This window comes from Microbacterium sp. B35-30 (assembly GCF_010634855.1).
GTDB lineage: Bacteria > Actinomycetota > Actinomycetes > Actinomycetales > Microbacteriaceae > Microbacterium.
Genome location: NZ_MWLQ01000001.1, coordinates 97276 through 113842 on the forward strand (window position 1 = coordinate 97276; position 16567 = coordinate 113842).

General features: G+C 69.0%; 12 protein-coding genes. 4 read left to right on the forward strand and 8 right to left on the reverse strand.

The features are described 5' to 3' along the window. Positions 1–128: 128 nt before the first annotated feature. Positions 129–1256, forward strand: coding sequence for an AI-2E family transporter (locus B2K11_RS00445; protein WP_163615854.1), 1128 nt, complete (start codon positions 129–131; stop codon positions 1254–1256). 170 nt (positions 1257–1426) lie between these two features. Here the strand turns inward: B2K11_RS00445 and B2K11_RS00450 are convergent, their stop codons facing one another. Together B2K11_RS00450 and cls are read right to left on the reverse strand one after the other, a co-directional pair. Then, positions 1427–2419 (reverse strand): hypothetical protein, encoded by a 993-nt coding sequence (locus B2K11_RS00450; protein ID WP_163615855.1) that lies wholly within the window; start codon positions 2417–2419, stop codon positions 1427–1429. 220 nt (positions 2420–2639) lie between these two features. Continuing rightward, positions 2640–4136 (reverse strand): cardiolipin synthase, encoded by a 1497-nt coding sequence (cls, locus tag B2K11_RS00455; RefSeq protein ID WP_163615856.1) that lies wholly within the window; start codon positions 4134–4136, stop codon positions 2640–2642. Positions 4137–4229: 93 nt separating this feature from the next. Between cls and B2K11_RS00460 the strand changes: the two genes are divergently transcribed. After that, positions 4230–5864: a SulP family inorganic anion transporter gene (locus tag B2K11_RS00460; protein WP_163615857.1), complete on the forward strand. Its 1635-nt coding sequence runs from the start codon at positions 4230–4232 to the stop codon at positions 5862–5864. Between the two features lie 143 nt (positions 5865–6007). Here the strand turns inward: B2K11_RS00460 and B2K11_RS00465 are convergent, their stop codons facing one another. Beyond that, positions 6008–8359: an arylsulfatase gene (locus B2K11_RS00465; RefSeq protein ID WP_163615858.1), complete on the reverse strand. Its 2352-nt coding sequence runs from the start codon at positions 8357–8359 to the stop codon at positions 6008–6010. Between the two features lie 102 nt (positions 8360–8461). Then, the gene (locus B2K11_RS00470) at positions 8462–10816 is read right to left on the reverse strand and encodes an arylsulfatase (protein ID WP_345770747.1); all 2355 of its coding nucleotides are present in this window, start codon (positions 10814–10816) and stop codon (positions 8462–8464) included. Between the two features lie 193 nt (positions 10817–11009). On the opposite strand from B2K11_RS00470, the gene B2K11_RS00475 reads away from it, so the two are divergent. Further along, positions 11010–11942, forward strand: a complete 933-nt coding sequence (locus B2K11_RS00475) for an HAD family hydrolase (protein WP_163615859.1) — start codon at positions 11010–11012, stop codon at positions 11940–11942. 95 nt (positions 11943–12037) lie between these two features. Here the strand turns inward: B2K11_RS00475 and B2K11_RS00480 are convergent, their stop codons facing one another. The 4 genes from B2K11_RS00480 to B2K11_RS00495 form a co-directional block, all read right to left on the reverse strand. Continuing rightward, positions 12038–12952 carry a formylglycine-generating enzyme family protein gene (locus B2K11_RS00480; RefSeq protein ID WP_163615860.1) on the reverse strand — a complete coding sequence of 305 codons (915 nt, stop codon included), beginning with the start codon at positions 12950–12952 and terminating at the stop codon, positions 12038–12040. 47 nt (positions 12953–12999) lie between these two features. Beyond that, the gene (locus B2K11_RS00485; RefSeq protein WP_163615861.1) at positions 13000–13671 is read right to left on the reverse strand and encodes a GAP family protein; all 672 of its coding nucleotides are present in this window, start codon (positions 13669–13671) and stop codon (positions 13000–13002) included. A 61-nt stretch (positions 13672–13732) separates the two neighbouring features. Next, positions 13733–14569 (reverse strand): LLM class F420-dependent oxidoreductase, encoded by an 837-nt coding sequence (locus B2K11_RS00490; RefSeq protein ID WP_163615862.1) that lies wholly within the window; start codon positions 14567–14569, stop codon positions 13733–13735. A gap of 14 nt (positions 14570–14583) precedes the next feature. Next, positions 14584–15231, reverse strand: a complete 648-nt coding sequence (locus tag B2K11_RS00495; protein WP_163615863.1) for a hypothetical protein — start codon at positions 15229–15231, stop codon at positions 14584–14586. A gap of 124 nt (positions 15232–15355) precedes the next feature. On the opposite strand from B2K11_RS00495, the gene B2K11_RS00500 reads away from it, so the two are divergent. Continuing rightward, the gene (locus B2K11_RS00500; protein ID WP_204259957.1) at positions 15356–16567 is read left to right on the forward strand and encodes a glycosyltransferase; all 1212 of its coding nucleotides are present in this window, start codon (positions 15356–15358) and stop codon (positions 16565–16567) included.

Genomic DNA, 16567 nt, shown 5'->3' on the forward strand with positions numbered 1-16567 from the left:
ACCGTCGTTGTGCAGTTGCAGGCACCGCGTCCCTCGCGGTGCCCTGATTCGGAGACTACCGCCAAACACGCCGATCGACATGACGCGTTTGGGATGATTTCGCGGCCGGTTGACGGCATCATGTCCCCATGACCGACGAACCGCACGGATCCGACTTCGACGTGGTCCCCGCGGTCGCGGAAGCACCCCCCAATCGCTTCACGCGTGTCCTCGCCGCGCTCGATCATCCCCTCGCCATAGGGTTCCTCGCGACGATCGGCGTTCTCGGGGCGCTCGTGCTCGGCTCGGCCATCGGCTCGATCTCGACGATCCTGGTCTACATCGTGCTGGCGATGTTCCTCGCACTCGGGCTCGACCCGATCGTGCGGATGCTCGAGCGCCATAAGGTCAAGCGCGGCCTCGGCATCGCCATCGTGTTCTGCGGATTCGCCCTCGTGGCGGTCGCGTTCTTCGTCTTCGTGCTCCCGCCCGTCATCGCGCAGGTGGTGCAGCTGGTCGAGGCGATCCCGGAGGGCGTCGAGAACATCCCGCAGTCGGATTGGTTCGCGCAGCTCACCCCCGACGGGCAGGCCGCGGTGCTCGCGGGTATGGGCCAGCTCGCCGACTGGATCTCCGCCCCGTCCACCATCGCGATGCTCGGCGGCGGCGTGCTGGCCGTCGGTGTCGGCTTCGTGGCCGGGATCTCGGCGAGCTTCATCGTGATCGCCCTGACCCTTTACTTCCTCGCCTCGCTGTCGGCGGCCAAGCAGGCCCTCTACGCACTCGCGCCGGCGCGCAGCCGCATTCGCCTCGAGGACCTCACTGAGCGCATCACCGGTTCGGTGGGCAGCGCGCTGATCGGCTCGGTGATCCTCTCGTCCCTCAACGCCGCGGCCGTCTTCATCCTGCATGTGGCCATCGGACTGCCGTTTCCGGCGCTCATGGCGGTGATCGCGTTCGTGATCACCCTCGTCCCGCTGTTCGGCTCGGTGATCTTCTGGATCTTCGCCTCGATCATCGCGCTGTTCTCGAGCCCCACCCAGGCCCTCATCTTCTTCGTCGCCTACCTGATCTACATCCAGCTGGAGTCGTACGTCATCAGTCCCCGTGTCATGAACAAGGCGATCGCGATCCCGGCGGCCCTGGTGCTGATCGGCGCCCTCGCCGGTGGGGCGCTGGCCGGCATCGTAGGCGTCCTGGTGGCGCTGCCGGTGATGGCGTCGATCCTCCTGATCATCCGCGAGGTCGTCGTCCCGCGTCAGAACCTCAAGGTCTGACCCCACCGACGGTCACGCGGATGCCACGGACCGCGGCGCCCGCGGCCCGCGGCACCCGCGGCGGTCGGTCGCCCGCCGAGTCCGGCGAACCAGGGGATTTCCCGCGAAACATAGGGCGCCGTCCACGGTTTCGCCGCGAATCACCGGTCTCGGTGGGCGTATCCCCGGTCTCAGCGTGCAGAGGCTCGCTCGACGCGGGGCTGCCGTCCGGTCGGCCTGACGGTCGACCTCGGGTTGTGCGCGAGGGTGCTGAGCAGCCAGGGCTGTCGGGGGTACAGCGGTACCAAGCCTGCGTCGCGCAGCTTCCCGTCGAGCGCTTCGAACCTCAGGGTGTCGCCCCAATCCCAGCGGGCGAAGCCGCCCTCATTCCGGCGGAGCCGATCTTCGCGTTGCTTCTCTCGGACGAAGTGGGCCTTCATCGCCTTCGGGTCGGCAGTATCGTACTTTCCGTAGCCGTCGGATTCGCCGATGATGCGGAGGCGACGGCAGTAGAAATCGCAGCGGTCTGTCACACCTTCGTAGAAGAACTCACGCTGTGGTTCCGGTTCCTCATGGCCGAGCCACTCGATGACCGCCCTGCTCACGGACTCTCCCGCCGACTCGGACTCGGCGGTGGCGCGCGCGTGCACCCAGTCCAGCTGTCGGACGCCACGGCGGTTCGCCTGCGAACGGCCGTGTGCGCTGACATCGAGCGAACCTCCGCCCGCCACGAGGATGCGCGCGGCTGCGTCCACGACGGCCAGAGCGAAAGCCGGAGGAAGCACACGAGCCAGATCGACCGCGGTCTCGGTGATCGACGTCGCGCAGTGGCCCACGGCATCCGACACCTTCCGGTCATCGGTGGAGCCGTGCACAACGACGTCGCCTTCCGACCACGACCTGCCGTCGGCGCTCAGCACGTGGATGTGCGCCGGCTCGCCGAAGATCGGAAGGCCCTGCAGCACGGCCGCAGACTCGAGGCAGAACACCGGCGCCTTCCACGTGCGCACGACGGCGAGGACGCGCATCCGATATCGTTCCCAGGGTTTCAGGCCGACCCAGATGTCTTTGCGGAGGTACACGCCCGCCCGGACGCGTTGCAGTCGCGAGTCGCGATCCCGTCGCACGACGTCGAACGGCAACTCGCGACTCAGGAGCAACGCGGCAGAGGGGTCGGCTGTCATGTCCCGAGCCTGTGGCCTCGCCGGTCGAGCCTGCGGCCGATCAGCGGCGGGCGGGGAAAGTGCGTGCCGCACCGGCGTCTCGCCCCACCTGTGGAGGAGACAGTATCCCGGCGAGGCAGGGGACCCTCGTCGAGATCGAGGGCGGTGCCATCGGTCTCGACGAAAATCCCGTGGCTCGACGGAGTAGATCCCCGGTTTCGAGCGCGCGGGGAGCCGCGCGTCAGTTGAGGGCGGAGGTGAGGCGCATGAGGCCGTCGAGGAACGTCGCCTTGGCGGGCTCGCGGCGCCACTCCTCCAGCGTGAGCTCGCGACCCGCGTCGCGATAGCCCTGCTCGACTTCCCGCATGCCGGCGACGAACGACACGCCGCGCACCATCAGCGAGACCTCGTTGTTGAGGCTGAACGAGCGGATGTCCATGTTGCTGGAGCCGATGACGGCGATGTCGTCGTCGATCGAGAAGTGCTTCGAGTGCAGGATGAACGGCGCGGGGTAGAGGAAGATCCGCACGCCGGCCTCGAGCAGCGCCGTGTAGTACGAGCGCTGCGCGTGCCACACCATGAACTGATCGCCGATCTCGGAGACGAACAGCTGCACCTCGATCCCGCGCTGGCAGGCCGTGGTGATGGCGTAGACCATCGCTTCGTCGGGCACGAAGTAGGGGCTCGTGATGATGACCTTCTCGGTCGCGCCGTAGATGAGCGACAGGAAGAGGCGCAGGTTGTTCTCGGTGTCGTATCCGGGTCCGCTCGGCACCACCTGGCACAGCAGCCCGTCGGTGCCGGACGCACCGGCACCCCGAGCGCTTGTCGTCTCGATCGCATCCGGCGCCAGGTGCTCGGTCGCCGAGAGGTCCTCGCCGGTCTCGATCAGCCAGTCCGACAGGAACACGGCGTTGACCGACGCGACCACGGGGCCGGTGAGCCGCGTCATGAGCTCCTGCCACTTCAGACCCCGCTTGATGTTCTTCTCGGAGTCGTAGTCACGCGAGATGAGGTTCTGCGAGCCCATGAAGCCGACGCGGCCGTCGACGACGACGATCTTGCGGTGGTTGCGCAGGTCGGGGCGCTGGTACTTGCCCTGGAAGGGCATCACCGGCAGCATCCATGCCCAGGTCACGCCGATGCGATCGAGCTCCGCCAGCGTCTCCTTGCAGTTGCCGAGTCGGCGCGTCGAGACGTAATCGGCGAGCAGGCGCACCGACACACCGCGGGCCACCGCGCGCTGCATGGCGGCGAAGAAGCCGCGCGTGGTGTCGTCCCACGCGACGATGAAGAACTCGACGTGCACGAAGCTCGTGGCCGTGTCGATCTCGGCGGCCATCGCGTCGATCGACGCCTGGTAGTCCCCGTACAGCGAGGCCGCGTTGCCCGTCGACGCGGGAAGAGCCGTGAGCTCCTCGTTCTGCTGCACGACGCGCTGGAACCACCGGGGCCACTCGGCGTCTGTCATCGCGAGGGCGTTCTGCTGCACCCTGCCGCGGATGATCCCATCGATGCGGGCCTGCTCGGCGCGCCGCTTCTCGGGGAGGCGCACGCTCCCGATCACCAGATACAGCACGACACCGATGCCGGGGAGGATCACGATCAGCAGGATCCAGGCCATCGCCGCCGTGGGCTTGCGCCCGCGCGGGATCACGATGAGCGCCGTGATGATGATCGCGGCATGCACGAGGACGGCGAGGGACCAGGACAGGTTGGCGAGGAAGGTGGAGTCCACGTCCGTAGTGTGGCACCCTTCCGCGACGGGACACAGCAACCGGACACCGCGCCGGGACGTCGGCCCGTGCCGGTCGCTGGGTAGATTCGGCTCATGACGATGACCGCGCCCGCCCCGCGTCCGCGCCGGGTGCTGCCGACCCTCGCCGGATACCGCCGCGAGTGGCTCGCACCCGATGTCGTCGGCGGCCTCTCAGCAGGCGCCGTCGTCGTTCCGCAGGCCATGGCCTACGCCACGATCGCGAACCTCCCGGTCGAGATCGGCCTCTACACCTGCATCGTGCCGATGCTGGTCTACGCCCTCCTCGGCGGCAGCCGCGCCATGAGCGTCTCGACCACCTCGACGATCGCGACCCTCAGCGCGACCACCCTCGTGTCGGCGGGGGTCGCGACGGCAGCCGACGGCCCGCACGACGCCGTCGGGTCGCTGATGATGCTGACCCTCCTCGTCGGGGCGATCCTGCTGCTCGCCCGGCTCTTCAAGCTCGGCTCACTCGTCGAGAACATCAGCGGCGCGACGCTGCTCGGCATGAAGATCGGCGTCGGCGCGACCGTCGCCGTCGGCCAGCTGCCGAAGCTCCTCGGCGAGACCTACGACTTCTCGGGTCACGGGTTCCTGCGCTCGCTCGCCGCCGTCGGGCACGCGTTCGGCAGCGTGAACTGGCCGACCGTCGCGCTCTCGGCGGCCTCGATCGCGACACTCCTGCTGCTCAAGCGGTTCGCACCGAAGGTGCCGGGCGCGCTGATCGTCGTCGGGGCCGGCATCCTGCTCGTCGCCTTCGCCGGGCTCGAGGAGGCGGGCGTCGACCTCATCGCGCCGGTTCCCTCGGGCCTGCCCCTGCCGGGCCTCCCGGAGTTCTCGACGCTGCCGGCGCTGGTGCCGGGGGCGCTCGCAATCGCCGTGATGGCGTTCCTCGAGTCCGCGGCCGTGGCGCGCGGCATCCGTCGCATCAGCGAGCCGCAGATCGACAGCAACCAGGAGCTCATGGCCACCGGCGCCGCCAACGTCGCCGGCGCATTCTTCTCCACGATGCCGGCGGCCGGCGGGTTCTCGCAGAGCGCCGTCAACCAGAGCGCCGGCGCGAAGACGCAGGTGTCGACGCTCGTCACGGTGGCGCTGGCGGTGCTGGTCGCACTGTTCCTCGGCCCGGTGCTGAGCCTGCTGCCCCAGGCCACGCTCGCCGCCATGGTGTTCGTCGCGGTGATCGGCCTCATCGACATCCCGGAGCTCGTCCGCTGGGCCCGGATCAGCCCGACCGACTTCTGGATCGCCGTGGGCGTCGCGCTGATCGGGCTGTCGGCCGGTCTGCTCGCCGCCGTCGGGGTCGGCGTCGTCGTGACCCTCGTCCTGGTGCTGCGCGAGCTCAACATCCCCAAGCTCGAGGTGAAAGAGCGGCGGCGCGATGCCATCGCGGTGCACCTGCTGCGGGCGCTCTACACCGCCAACGCGCTCGAGAACGAGCAGGCGATCATCCGACTCGCGGCCGACGAGACCGCGACGGCGGTCGTGCTCGACCTCGAGCGCCAGGACGTCGTGACGATGACGGTCCTCGACATGCTCGCCGACCTCGACCGGGAGCTCGCCGGCCGGGATGTCGTGCTCCACCTCGCGGCGCTCCCCGACTCGGCGGCGAGCGTCGCGGGCAAGGACTCCTGGTACGCCGGTCTCCGTGATGCGGGGCGCGCACACGACACCGTCGAGGAAGCGCTGACGGCGGCCGCCGCCTAAGCACCCGGGAAACGAAGAACGGGACGGATGCCTCGGCCGAGGCATCCTCCCGCTCGTGGTGATTCCGTCCCGCGACATCGCGGGAGCCCACGGAGAAGGAGCGGATGCCGTGCGACATCCGCTCCCTCGAACTGCCGGTGGGGCTACTGCTTGAGCATGGCGACGGCGAACTTGTGCTCGTCGTCGATGAGGTGCGAATGGTCGTCGTCGCCGAGGTCGATGCGCACCCAATCCACCGTGCCCGTGAACTCGTTGCCCTGGGCGCCATAGTCCGGTGAGACCGGCGAGGCGAGATCGCACCCGACATCCACGGTCTCGTCGAACGTGAACTGGAAGGGGATCGTCTTCTCGACGCGGCCCTGGCCGATCTGCTCGTCGTCGGCGAACAGCGTCACGGTCCCGCCCTTGCCGAGGCCGGCGCCGTCGTAGGCGAAGTGCGCGCGCAGCTCGTGCGCTCCGGCGGCGACGGCAACGTCCGACCGCACGATGTCCACGGCGATCCCGAGCAGGTTGTAGGCGAACGCGAGCCGGCCTCCCGTCGCATAGAACGACCAGCCGCCGTAGGCGCCGCCCTGGGCGATCAGCACGCCCTCGGCGCCGGCATCCGGAACCGTCACCTTGGCGGTGACCGTCCACGACTTGTTCTTGATGTTGATCGTGGTGTTCTCGCTCAGGCGCTTCATGCCGGGGTAGAACTTCTGGCTGTCGCTGACGACGAGCTGGGGCCGGCCGGCGAGGTCGGGATTGAACCGCTCCGCCGTGCGGATGTCGAGCGGGAGGACGTTGAAGCGCGCCGCCTGGATGAGGAACAGCTGCTGCAGGTGGGCCAGCTTCTCGGGCTCGGCTGCCGCGAGGTCGTGGGACTGCGTCCAGTCCACGTCGACGTTGTACAGCTCCCAGACGTCGTCGTCCAGCCCGTGGTCGGAGCCGAGCCACGGGTCCTTGTGCTTCGCGACGGCCGTCCAGCCCTTGTGATAGATCGCACGGTTGCCGACCATCTCGAAGTACTGGGTCGTGTGCCGGTCCTCGGCGTCCGCGTCGACGAAGGTGTAGTTCATCGGGGTGCCCTCGTACGGACGTTGCGTGACCCCGTTGACGGTGGACGGCTCCGGGATGCTGGCGGCCTCGAGCACGGTCGGGGCGACGTCGATCACGTGACTGAACTGGTTGCGGATGCCGCCGCGTTCGACACCCCCGCCGGGCCAGCTCACGATCGTCCCGTTGCGGGTGCCGCCCCAGTGGCTCGCCACCTGCTTGGTCCACTGGTATGGGGTATCCATGGCGTGCGCCCAGCCCACCGCGTAGTGGTTGTACGAGCTGGGCGTGCCGATGTCGTCGATGTGGTCGGCGACGTACTGCTCGGTCTCGATGTCGTTCATGTGGTTGATGGTGAAGCCCTCGTTGGTCGTGCCGTGCATCGACCCCTCGGCGCTCGCGCCGTTGTCGCCGATGATCACGTACACCAGCGTGTCGTCGAGGATGCCGAGCTCTTCGTACGCGTCGAGAAGGCGGCCGATATGATGGTCGGCGTAGGCGAGGAACCCGGCGTAGACCTCCATCTGGCGTGCGAGGGCGGGCTTGATCAGATCGCTCATCTCGTCCCACGCCGGGATGCCCTTGCTGCGCTCGGTGAGGACCGCGTCGGCGGGGATGACGCCCAGCTCGAGCTGGCGCGCGAACGTCTCCTTGCGCACCTCGTCCCAGCCCTGGTCGAACATGCCCTTGTACTTGTCGGCCCACTCGGCTGGGACGTGGTGCGGGGCGTGCGTGGCGCCGGGCGCGAAATACACGAACGACGGCACGTCGGGGGCGAGGGTCTTCTGCTCGCGTGTCCAGGCGATCGCCTTGTCGGTCATATCGCTCATGAAGTGATAGCCCGCTTCGGGAGTGCCCCAGGGCTCGACGGGAGTGGTGTTCTCATAGATCGCGGGATACCACTGGTTGGTCTCGCCGCCGATGAAGCCGTAGAAGTACTCGAAGCCGTTGCCGGGACTCGGCCACCCGTCGAACGGACCGATCGCACTGGCCTGCCACACGGGTACCTCGTGGCATTTGCCGAACTGTGCGGTGTTGTAGCCGTTGAGCTTGAGCGTCTCAGCGAGCGGGGCGCAGTTGTTGGGTCGTACCGAGCTGTAGCCGGGGGCGGACGTGGCGATCTCCGTGATGCCGCCCATGCCGACCGTGTGGTGGTTTCGGCCGCTCAGCAGAGCGGCGCGCGTCGGCGAGCACAGTGCGGTCGTGTGGAAGCGCGTGTACTTCAGGCCGGCCGCCGCGACGCGCTCGAAGTTCGGCGTCTGCACGGGCCCGCCGAAGGCGCTCGACGCGCCGAAGCCCGTGTCGTCGATGAGCACCACGAGCACGTTCGGCGCACCGTCCGGCGGTCGGATCGGGGTGATCGGCGGATACTGCGTGTCGGGGTCGGTCGCGTCGTAGGTGACCGTGCCCGTGTAGGCGAGGTCGGGGATCGGAAGGATGCTGCGCTGAACGTCGGCCATGCATCGATGCTGTCGGTGACGTGCGGTGCGGTCAACTCGCCGGCAGTGCGGGTCGCGGCCGGCAGACCAAGGTGGATGCCGCCATCGACCCTCGTCGCGCGACTACTGGTGTCGCATGGCGGCTTGCAGCCACTCCTCGGGGTCGATCAGGTGGCTGTGGTCGTCGACGCCGAGGTCGATCTCGGCCCACTCGATCCTTCCCGTGAAGACGCCCTGGTGAGAGCTGTATCCCTCGTACGCCGGCATGCCGGTGTCGCGGCCGACGTCCAGACCTTCGTCGAACGAGAAGTACATCGGATGCGTGCGTTCGACCTCGGCGCTTCCGGACGCTGTGCCGTCGATGTACAGCGTCACCGTGCCGCCCCGACCGATTCCGCCGCCCGCGTACGCGAACTCGGCCCGCACCTGGTGCGTGCCTGTGCCCACGGCATCCGTCGAGAGTGCGGTGCTGCGCAGCAGTCCGCAGTAGTTGTAGTGGAAGCCGAGCTTCCCGCCTTCGGCGAAGAACGACCACCCGCCCGTGCGCCCGCCCTGGGCGACGATCGCGCCGTCGAGAGAACCGCCCTCCGGCACGACGACCTCCGCCGTGACCGACCATGAGCGGTTCTTGACGTTGATCGCGACGTTCTCGTTGAGTCGGGTCATGCCCTCGAACAGCCGCAGCGTATCGCCCTTGACGATGGTCGGACGCCCCGCGAACTCGGGGTTCATACGCTGCGCGGCGCGGTCGTCGAGCGGGATGACGTTGTAGCGGGTGGCCTCGATCAGGAACAGCTGCTGGAGCTCGGCGAGCTTCGCCGGGTTCTCTTTCGCGAGGTTGTTCGACTGGGTCCAGTCGACGCTCGTGTCATAGAGCTCCCACACGTCGTCCGAGAAGTCGGGAGCCGCGCTCACGACGTCCCAGGGCGTGCGGTGGCGCGTCTGCGCCGTCCAGCCGCGGTGGTAGATTCCGCGGTTGCCCATGATCTCGAAGTACTGGGTGTGGTGACGCTCGTCGGCCGCCTTGTCGTTGAACGAGTAGGCGAACGACGTGCCGTGCATGGGGATCTGCGTGACGCCGTTGACGGTGTGCGGCTGGGCGAGACCCGCGAGCTCGAGGATCGTCGGGGCGACGTCGATCACATGGTGCCACTGGTCGCGCACCTCGCCCTGCGCCTCGATCTGCGACGGCCAGTGCACGATCGTGCCGTTGCGGGTGCCGCCGTAGTGGCTCGCGACCTGCTTCGTCCACTGGTAGGGGGTGCACATCGCGTGCGCCCAGCCGACCGCGTAGTGGTTGTACGCCTCGGGTCCGCCGATCTTGTCGAGGTTCTCCTGCCAGAACTCGACGGTCTCGTACTCGGCACCGCCGTTCGCCGCTGTCGAGAGCATGAACGCGCCCTCGAGGCCGCCCTCGGCTGAGGCCCCGTTGTCGCCGATGATGTAGAGCACGAGCGTGTCGTCGAGCAGATCGAGCCTGTCGATCGCATCGATCACGCGACCGGTGTGGTGATCGGCGTACTCGAGGAACGCGCCGTACACCTCCATCTGGTGGGCGAGGATCGGGCGGCGCTCGTCGGGGACGGAGTCCCACGACGGGATGCCCTCGCTGCGCTCGGTGAGCACGGCGTCGGCGGCGATGACACCGAGGGCCTTCTGGCGTTCGAAGGTCTCTTCACGCAGGGCGTCCCAGCCCTGGTCGTACTTGCCCTTGTGCTTGACGATCCACTCCGTGGGCACGTGGTGCGGGGCGTGGGTCGCCCCCGGGGCGAAATACACGAAGAAGGGCTTGTCCGGCGTGAGCGCCTTCTGCTGGTTGATGTAGTCGATCGCCTTGTCAGCGAGGTCGGGCATGAGGTGATAGTCGGGGTCATCCGGCGGTTCGATGAAGCCGACGCCGTCGATCAGCGCGGGGGTCCACTGGTTGGTCTCGCCGCCGATGAAGCCGTAGAACTTCTCGAAGCCGCTGAACGCGGGCCAGTGGTCGAACGGGCCGGTCGGCCCGGACTCCCACACCGGGACCTCGTGGCACTTGCCGAACTGCGCCGTGTTGTAGCCCGCCTGCCGCAGGATCTCGGGAAGCGGCACGCACGAGTTCGGGCGGGTCGACCGGTAGCCCGGCGACGGCGTAGCGGTCTCGGTGATCTGCCCCATTCCGACTTGGTGATGGTTGCGGCCGCTGAGCATCGCGGCCCGCGTCGGCGAGCAGATCGCGGTGGTGTGGAAGCGGCTGTACTTGAGGCCTCCGCCGGCCATGCGCTCGGCCGTCGGCATCGGGACCGGCCCGCCGAAGGCGCTCGATGCGCCGAAGCCGACGTCGTCGAGGAGGACCAGGAGGACGTTGGGCGCCTGCTTCGGTGGCCGCTTCATCTCGATCGGAGGGAGCTTCTCCTCCATCTTCTTCGCGTCCATGACCATCGGGCCGATGTAGACCTGGTCGGGGATCGGGAGGACGCTGCCGGGGAGTTCTTCCGTCACGAGAGAGCCTTTCTGCGCCGGGGTCGGAGGCGACCCATGAGTCACTCTATGACTCAGCAGCCGCAGCTCCGGGAAGGCCGCCAGGACGGCATGCGCGGGATCACGACACTGCTGCGGCGATGTATGTTTCCTCTTTCACCCGCCTTCGGTCGACAGGCCCGGAGGCTCATCTGTCGCGGCTAGAGTCGCGTCCATGACCGACCTGCTGCCGTCATGGCGCGACACCGTGACCCGCGCGTCGATCCTCGACTTCATCGCCGCCGTCACCGAGGAGGGCGGCCCGGACTTCGTCGCACCGGACGCGCGCGTCGCGGTGTTCGACAACGACGGGACGCTGTGGACAGAGAAGCCGATGCCCACGCAGCTCGCCTACCTGCTGCAGCAGTGGAAGGCCGCGGCCGACGCCGATCCGTCGCTCGCCGAGCGCCAGCCGTACAAGGCGGCGGTCACCGGCGACCTGGCGTGGCTTGGGGCGGCGATCGACAAGCACTACGCAGGCGACGACGCGGATCTCGGGCTGCTCATCGCCGCGGTCGCGGCGACGTCAGGCGGCATCAGCGTCGACGAGTACGCGGCATCCGTCAGCGACTTCTACCGCGATGCCCGTCACGTCACCCTCGGCGCACCGTACGCGCACGTGGTCTATCAGCCGATGGTCGAGCTCATCCGCCTGCTCGAGGCGAACGGCTTCACGACGTACATCGTCTCGGGTGGCGACCGGGACTTCATGCGTCCGATGACCGAGGCGAACTACGGCATCCCGGCGGAGCGCGTCGTCGGCACCGGCATGGGGCTCACCTACGACGCGGAGGCGAACGTGGTGCGCTACGTCCCCAAGCTCGACTTCTTCGACGACGGTCCCGAGAAGCCGGTGCGCATCTGGATGCGCGTCGGGCGGCGGCCGATCCTCGCCGGCGGCAACTCGAACGGCGACATCCCCATGCTGCGGTTCGCGCAAGGAGGCGCTCGCAGCCTCAGCCTGCTGATCCACCACGACGATGACACCGGCCGCGGGGACGCGCCCTACGACCAGGGTGCCGAGAAGGCGCTGGCCGCGGCATCCGTCCACGACTTCACCGTGGTGAGCGTCCGCGACGACTGGTCGAAGGTCTTCCCGAGCGCGTAACGCGTTTCGTCTCGCTCGTTCCTCGCTCGCTCAACGACCGTGATCCTCGGTCGTGGCGATCCGACTCCCCTCGGCAGCGGCCTCGTAGCTCCGGGTCAGGCGTCGCTCGCGCAGCGGAAGCCGATGTGCGACATGCCGGTGTCCTCGGCCTGGGGCGAGCGGGCAGCCGGGCGGAAGCGCAGGCAATATTCCGGCGAGCACAGGTGCGAGCCGCCCTTGAGCACGCGCCGCGGGATGGACGGGAAGCCCTCCTGGGCGCTCGCGGCGGCGAGCAGGTTCGCGCGCTTGCCGGCGTCGACGGGTTTGTCCGACAGGCGCAGGTGCCGCGGGGTGTAGAAGTCGGTGGTCCACTCCCACACGTTGCCGGTCATGTCATAGAGGCCGTAGCCGTTGGGCGGGTACGAGCCGACGGGGGCCGCATCGCCGACCCCCTGGTTGTCGTAGGGGAAGCGCCCGAGCCACGAGTTCGCCTGCGCCACCCCGCCGGGGTAAGGCTCGTCGCCCCACGCGAAGCGCCGGCCGTCGAGCCCGCCGCGGGCGGCGTACTCGTGCTCGGCCTCGGTCGGCAGGCGCAGGCCGGCCCATTCGGCATAGGCCGCGGCGTCTTCGAAGGCGATGTGGACGACGGGATGCCGCATCCGCTCGTCGATGGACGAATCCGGTCCGAACGGCCGGCGCCAGTATGCGCCGGGCTGCCAGCGCCACCAGCCGCGCCAGTTCTGCAGGTCGACCGGGCCGGACGTGGGTGTGAACACCATGGCGCCGGGGACGAGTTCGGCGGCGTCGGCACCCGGGAAGGCGGCCGGATCGAGCTCGCGCTCCGCGACGGTGACGTAGCCGGTGTCGTCGACGAACGCCGCGTACTGCTCGTTCGTCACCGAGTACCGGTCGATGCGGAACGGCGCGACCTCGCGCTCATGCACCGGGCGCTCATCCGGGTAGAACTCGTCCGACCCCATGCGGAACACGCCGCCGTCGAGGAGCACCTGGTCGTGGGTCACCGCAGTCACCGGTCCACCGTAACCGGCCCGCAGGGCCGGACGGCCTGCGCGCGGGGTCAGAAGCTGCCGATGCCCTTGCCGATGATCGCGACGCCGATGACCAGCAGCAGCACGGCCATGATGACCGCGTTCTCCTTCGCGAGCCAGCCGCGCAGCGCGTCGAGGGGGCCGCGCAGCTTGTCGGCCGCGAGCAGGTACCCGACGACGGGAACGAGGACCGTGGATGCCGCGATCAGCGTGAACACTGCGATCACGACCACGATCGAGCCCGCGTCGAGGCCGGCGGCGCCAATGGTCACGCCGGCGCTCGCCGCCAGCAGCAGGTTCTTCGGGTTGACCGCCGACAGCAGGAAGCCGAGGCCGAGGGCCTTGGGGAAGGTGATGGTGTCGATCGCCTGCATCCACTTGGGCATCGCCGGCTCTTCTCCCGCCTTCGGCCGGCCGCGCCACTGGCGCACGGCGAGAAGCAGCAGCAGCGCGCCCAGGACGAGCTGGATGACGCCCTTGATCGGCTGCGAGGCGTCCTCCTCCTCTGCCGGCAGGATCGACGAGAGCAGCGTGAAGACCGTGACCGCGACGACGATCCCGAGCACCCAGCCGAGCAGGAAGCCGGTTCCGGTCACCCGCGCCTTGGGGGACAGCAGCATCAGGATGGCCGCGATGATCGGGATCGGGCTGATCGCGACACCGAGGGCGAGCGTGAGGATGTCTCCGATGACGGCGCCCATGGGCTGCCTCCTGAGGATGTCGAGCGACGGCGGACCTCGCTACCGTACCGGTCCGCTGCGCTCAGGCGCCGTTGACCCGGTCGCGCCACTCCAGCAGGGGCCTGAGCGGCGAGAGGTCGTAGTCGGGGCCGTCGATCGCCGGGATGATGAGGCGGAAGCCCAGCTCGTAGAGGCGGGGAGCGGCATCCGTCTCGAGAAGCGGACCGAAGCCGCGGATCGTGTACCCGGTCGACAGCTCGATCTCGGCGGGGTCGCGGCCCTCCCGCGCGCACCAGTCGTGGAGCACGCCGATCTTGCGCGGCATGTCGTCGAGCCGGGTGAAGGTGTGCCAGATGTCGGCGTGCTGCGCGACCATCCGGAGCGTCTTGCGCTCGCCCTGACCGCCGATGAGGATCGGGATCCGCCGGGTGGGCGCGGGGTTGAGCCGATCCCAGCGTGAGCGGATGCGCGGCAGATCGTCCGCGAGTGCATCCAGGCGCGAGCCGACGGTGCCGAACTCGTAGCCGTACGCGTCGTAGTCGGGCTGCGCCCAGCCCGAGCCGGTGCCGAAGATGAGCCGGCCGGTGCCCGTCGCGCGGGCACTGATGTGGTCGACCGTGCGGGCCATGTCGGCCTGCAGGTCGGGGTTGCGGTACGAGCTGCAGTTGACGAGCGGACCGAACTCGACGCGCTCCGTCTGCTCGGCCATCGCGGCGAGCACCGTCCACGCCTCGAAGTGCTCGGCGTCCATCGGCTCGGTGAGTGGGAGGAAGTGGTCCCAGTTGAAGATCGCGTCGACGCCGAGATCCTCCGCGCGCAGCACTGCCTCGCGGTACGAGGTGTACGGGGCGTGCTGCGGCGCCAGCTGCACGCCGATCCGGAGCGGGCGATGGGCGGCGGGATGCCGGAGCTCGGTCACGTCGCGGAACTCCCTCAGTTCTTCGGCTCGATGCGCAGCACCTCGGGCGACTCGCCGACGGCCAGGTCGTCGACGATCCGCAGCGTGCGTGCGAGGTCGTCGACGCTGCCGATCACGGTGCCGAAACGCCCCCGGTCGGAGCACACCGCCGTCACCGTGACGAAGTGCGTGCCGGTGTCCCAGGTGTACGTCGCGAACGGCGGGGTGCGGGGATCCGGCGGCAGCGACACCTCGAGCTTCTCGCCGACGCCGAGGTAGGGGTTGCGGAACGACTGGGTGTCGTCGTACTCCATCGGCATCATCGCCCGCGCGGCGCGCAGATCGTTCGTGGCCTGCTGGATCTGCGCCATGACGACGACCAGCTCGGCGTCCGCCTTCCAGACCCAGACCAGCACGCGGCCGGCCGCCTTGCGCATGAGGAAGGGCGCCGCCTGGCTCATCGCCCAGGCCGCGACGCCGCGTCCCGGACGCGGACCAGTGGTCGCCGAGCCCGTCGCAGCGCCCGCCGGGGACTCTTCGCCCGCGGGACCGCGGAGGGCACTGCCGGCCTGGCTGAGCAGCATCCGTATCGCCGCCTTGCGGTGGCGGCGCCCGCGGAAGCCGAGCGACTCGGTCACGGGCACCCAGAGGTTCGGGTCGGCGTCGGCCTGCAGACGGGGCATGCGACCAGGGTACGGCCCGTGCGCGGCGCGTTCCTGGAGAGGCCCCGGGAAGCCTCGGGTACAGTGGTTCCGCGCGGCGACCGCCCCCCGCCGCCCGCCCGCCGCACAGACAGGCCCCAACCCCGTGACCGATCCTGCGACGCCCGACGACACCCCCGCCGCGACCTCTCGACCGCTGAAGATCCTCATCGGCGCCGACACCTTCCTTCCCCACGTGAATGGCGCCGCCCGCTTCGCCGAGCGCCTCGCCGCCGGACTGGTGAGCCGTGGCCACGAGGTGCACGTGATGGCGCCCAGCAGGACCCACCGCGAGCACGGCACGTTCACCGAGGTGATCGAGGGGCAGCCGATGACGATGCACCGCCTGCCGTCGTGGCGCTGGTATCCGCACGACTGGCTGACGTTCGTCATGCCGTTCCGCTCGAAGTACTACGCGCGCCGCGTGCTCGACAAGGTGAAGCCCGACGTGGTGCACAGTCAGTCGCACATCGTGATCGGGCGCGGTCTCACGCGTGAGGCGCGCAAGCGCGGCATCCCCGTCGTGGCCACCAATCACGTCATGGCCGAGAACGTGCTCGACTTCACCATCCTCCCCGCCTCATGGACCCGCTACGCCGTCAAGCTCGCGTGGCAGGACGCCGAGCGCACGTTCAGGATGACCCGCGCCGTCACGACCCCGACCCGCAAGGCCGCCGAGTTCCTCGAGCGCACGATCGACGTCCAGGGCGTCGTCCCCGTCAGCTGCGGCATCGACGCCTCGAACTACACGGCCGACCTCTCTCCGCGCGAGGCGCACCGCCTGGTGTTCGTGGGCCGTCTCACGACCGAGAAGCAGATCGACGTCGTGCTGCGCGCGATCGCGCAGCTCGATCCCGCGCTCGACGTGCGCTTCGACACCGTCGGCAGTGGCGACCAGCGCCGCAACCTCGAGCAGCTGGCCTCCGACCTCGGCATCAGCGACCGCGTCCACTTCCACGGGCACACCACCGACGAAGAGCTGCGGTCGTTCCTGACCGACGCGAGCGCCTTCGTGATCGCCTCGATCGCCGAACTGCAGTCGATCGCGACGATGGAGGCGATGGCGTCCGGCCTGCCGATCGTCGCCGCCGACGCGGTCGCGCTTCCGCACCTCGTGCACGACGGCGAGAACGGCTACCTGTTCCGCCCCGGTGATGTCGACGATCTCGCTGCCAAGCTGACGACGGTGCTGACGCAGACGCCCGAGGAGCGCGAGCGCATGCAGCGGGCGTCGCTCGAGGGCGTCAAGGTGCACGACATGCGCCGCACTCTCGACACGTTCGAGGCGCTGTACCGCGACGAACCGCTGCCCGAGTAG

Excerpts from the sequence above, each read along its gene's own strand:
- B2K11_RS00450 (WP_163615855.1), bottom strand. The coding sequence starts at position 2,419 with ATGACAGCCGACCCCTCTGCCGCGTTGCTCCTGAGTCGCGAGTTGCCG.
- B2K11_RS00460 (WP_163615857.1), top strand. The coding sequence starts at position 4,230 with ATGACGATGACCGCGCCCGCCCCGCGTCCGCGCCGGGTGCTGCCGACC.
- B2K11_RS00465 (WP_163615858.1), bottom strand. The coding sequence starts at position 8,359 with ATGGCCGACGTTCAGCGCAGCATCCTTCCGATCCCCGACCTCGCCTAC.
- B2K11_RS00445 (WP_163615854.1), top strand. The coding sequence starts at position 129 with ATGACCGACGAACCGCACGGATCCGACTTCGACGTGGTCCCCGCGGTC.
- B2K11_RS00495 (WP_163615863.1), bottom strand. The coding sequence starts at position 15,231 with ATGCCCCGTCTGCAGGCCGACGCCGACCCGAACCTCTGGGTGCCCGTG.
- B2K11_RS00485 (WP_163615861.1), bottom strand. The coding sequence starts at position 13,671 with ATGGGCGCCGTCATCGGAGACATCCTCACGCTCGCCCTCGGTGTCGCG.
- B2K11_RS00475 (WP_163615859.1), top strand. The coding sequence starts at position 11,010 with ATGACCGACCTGCTGCCGTCATGGCGCGACACCGTGACCCGCGCGTCG.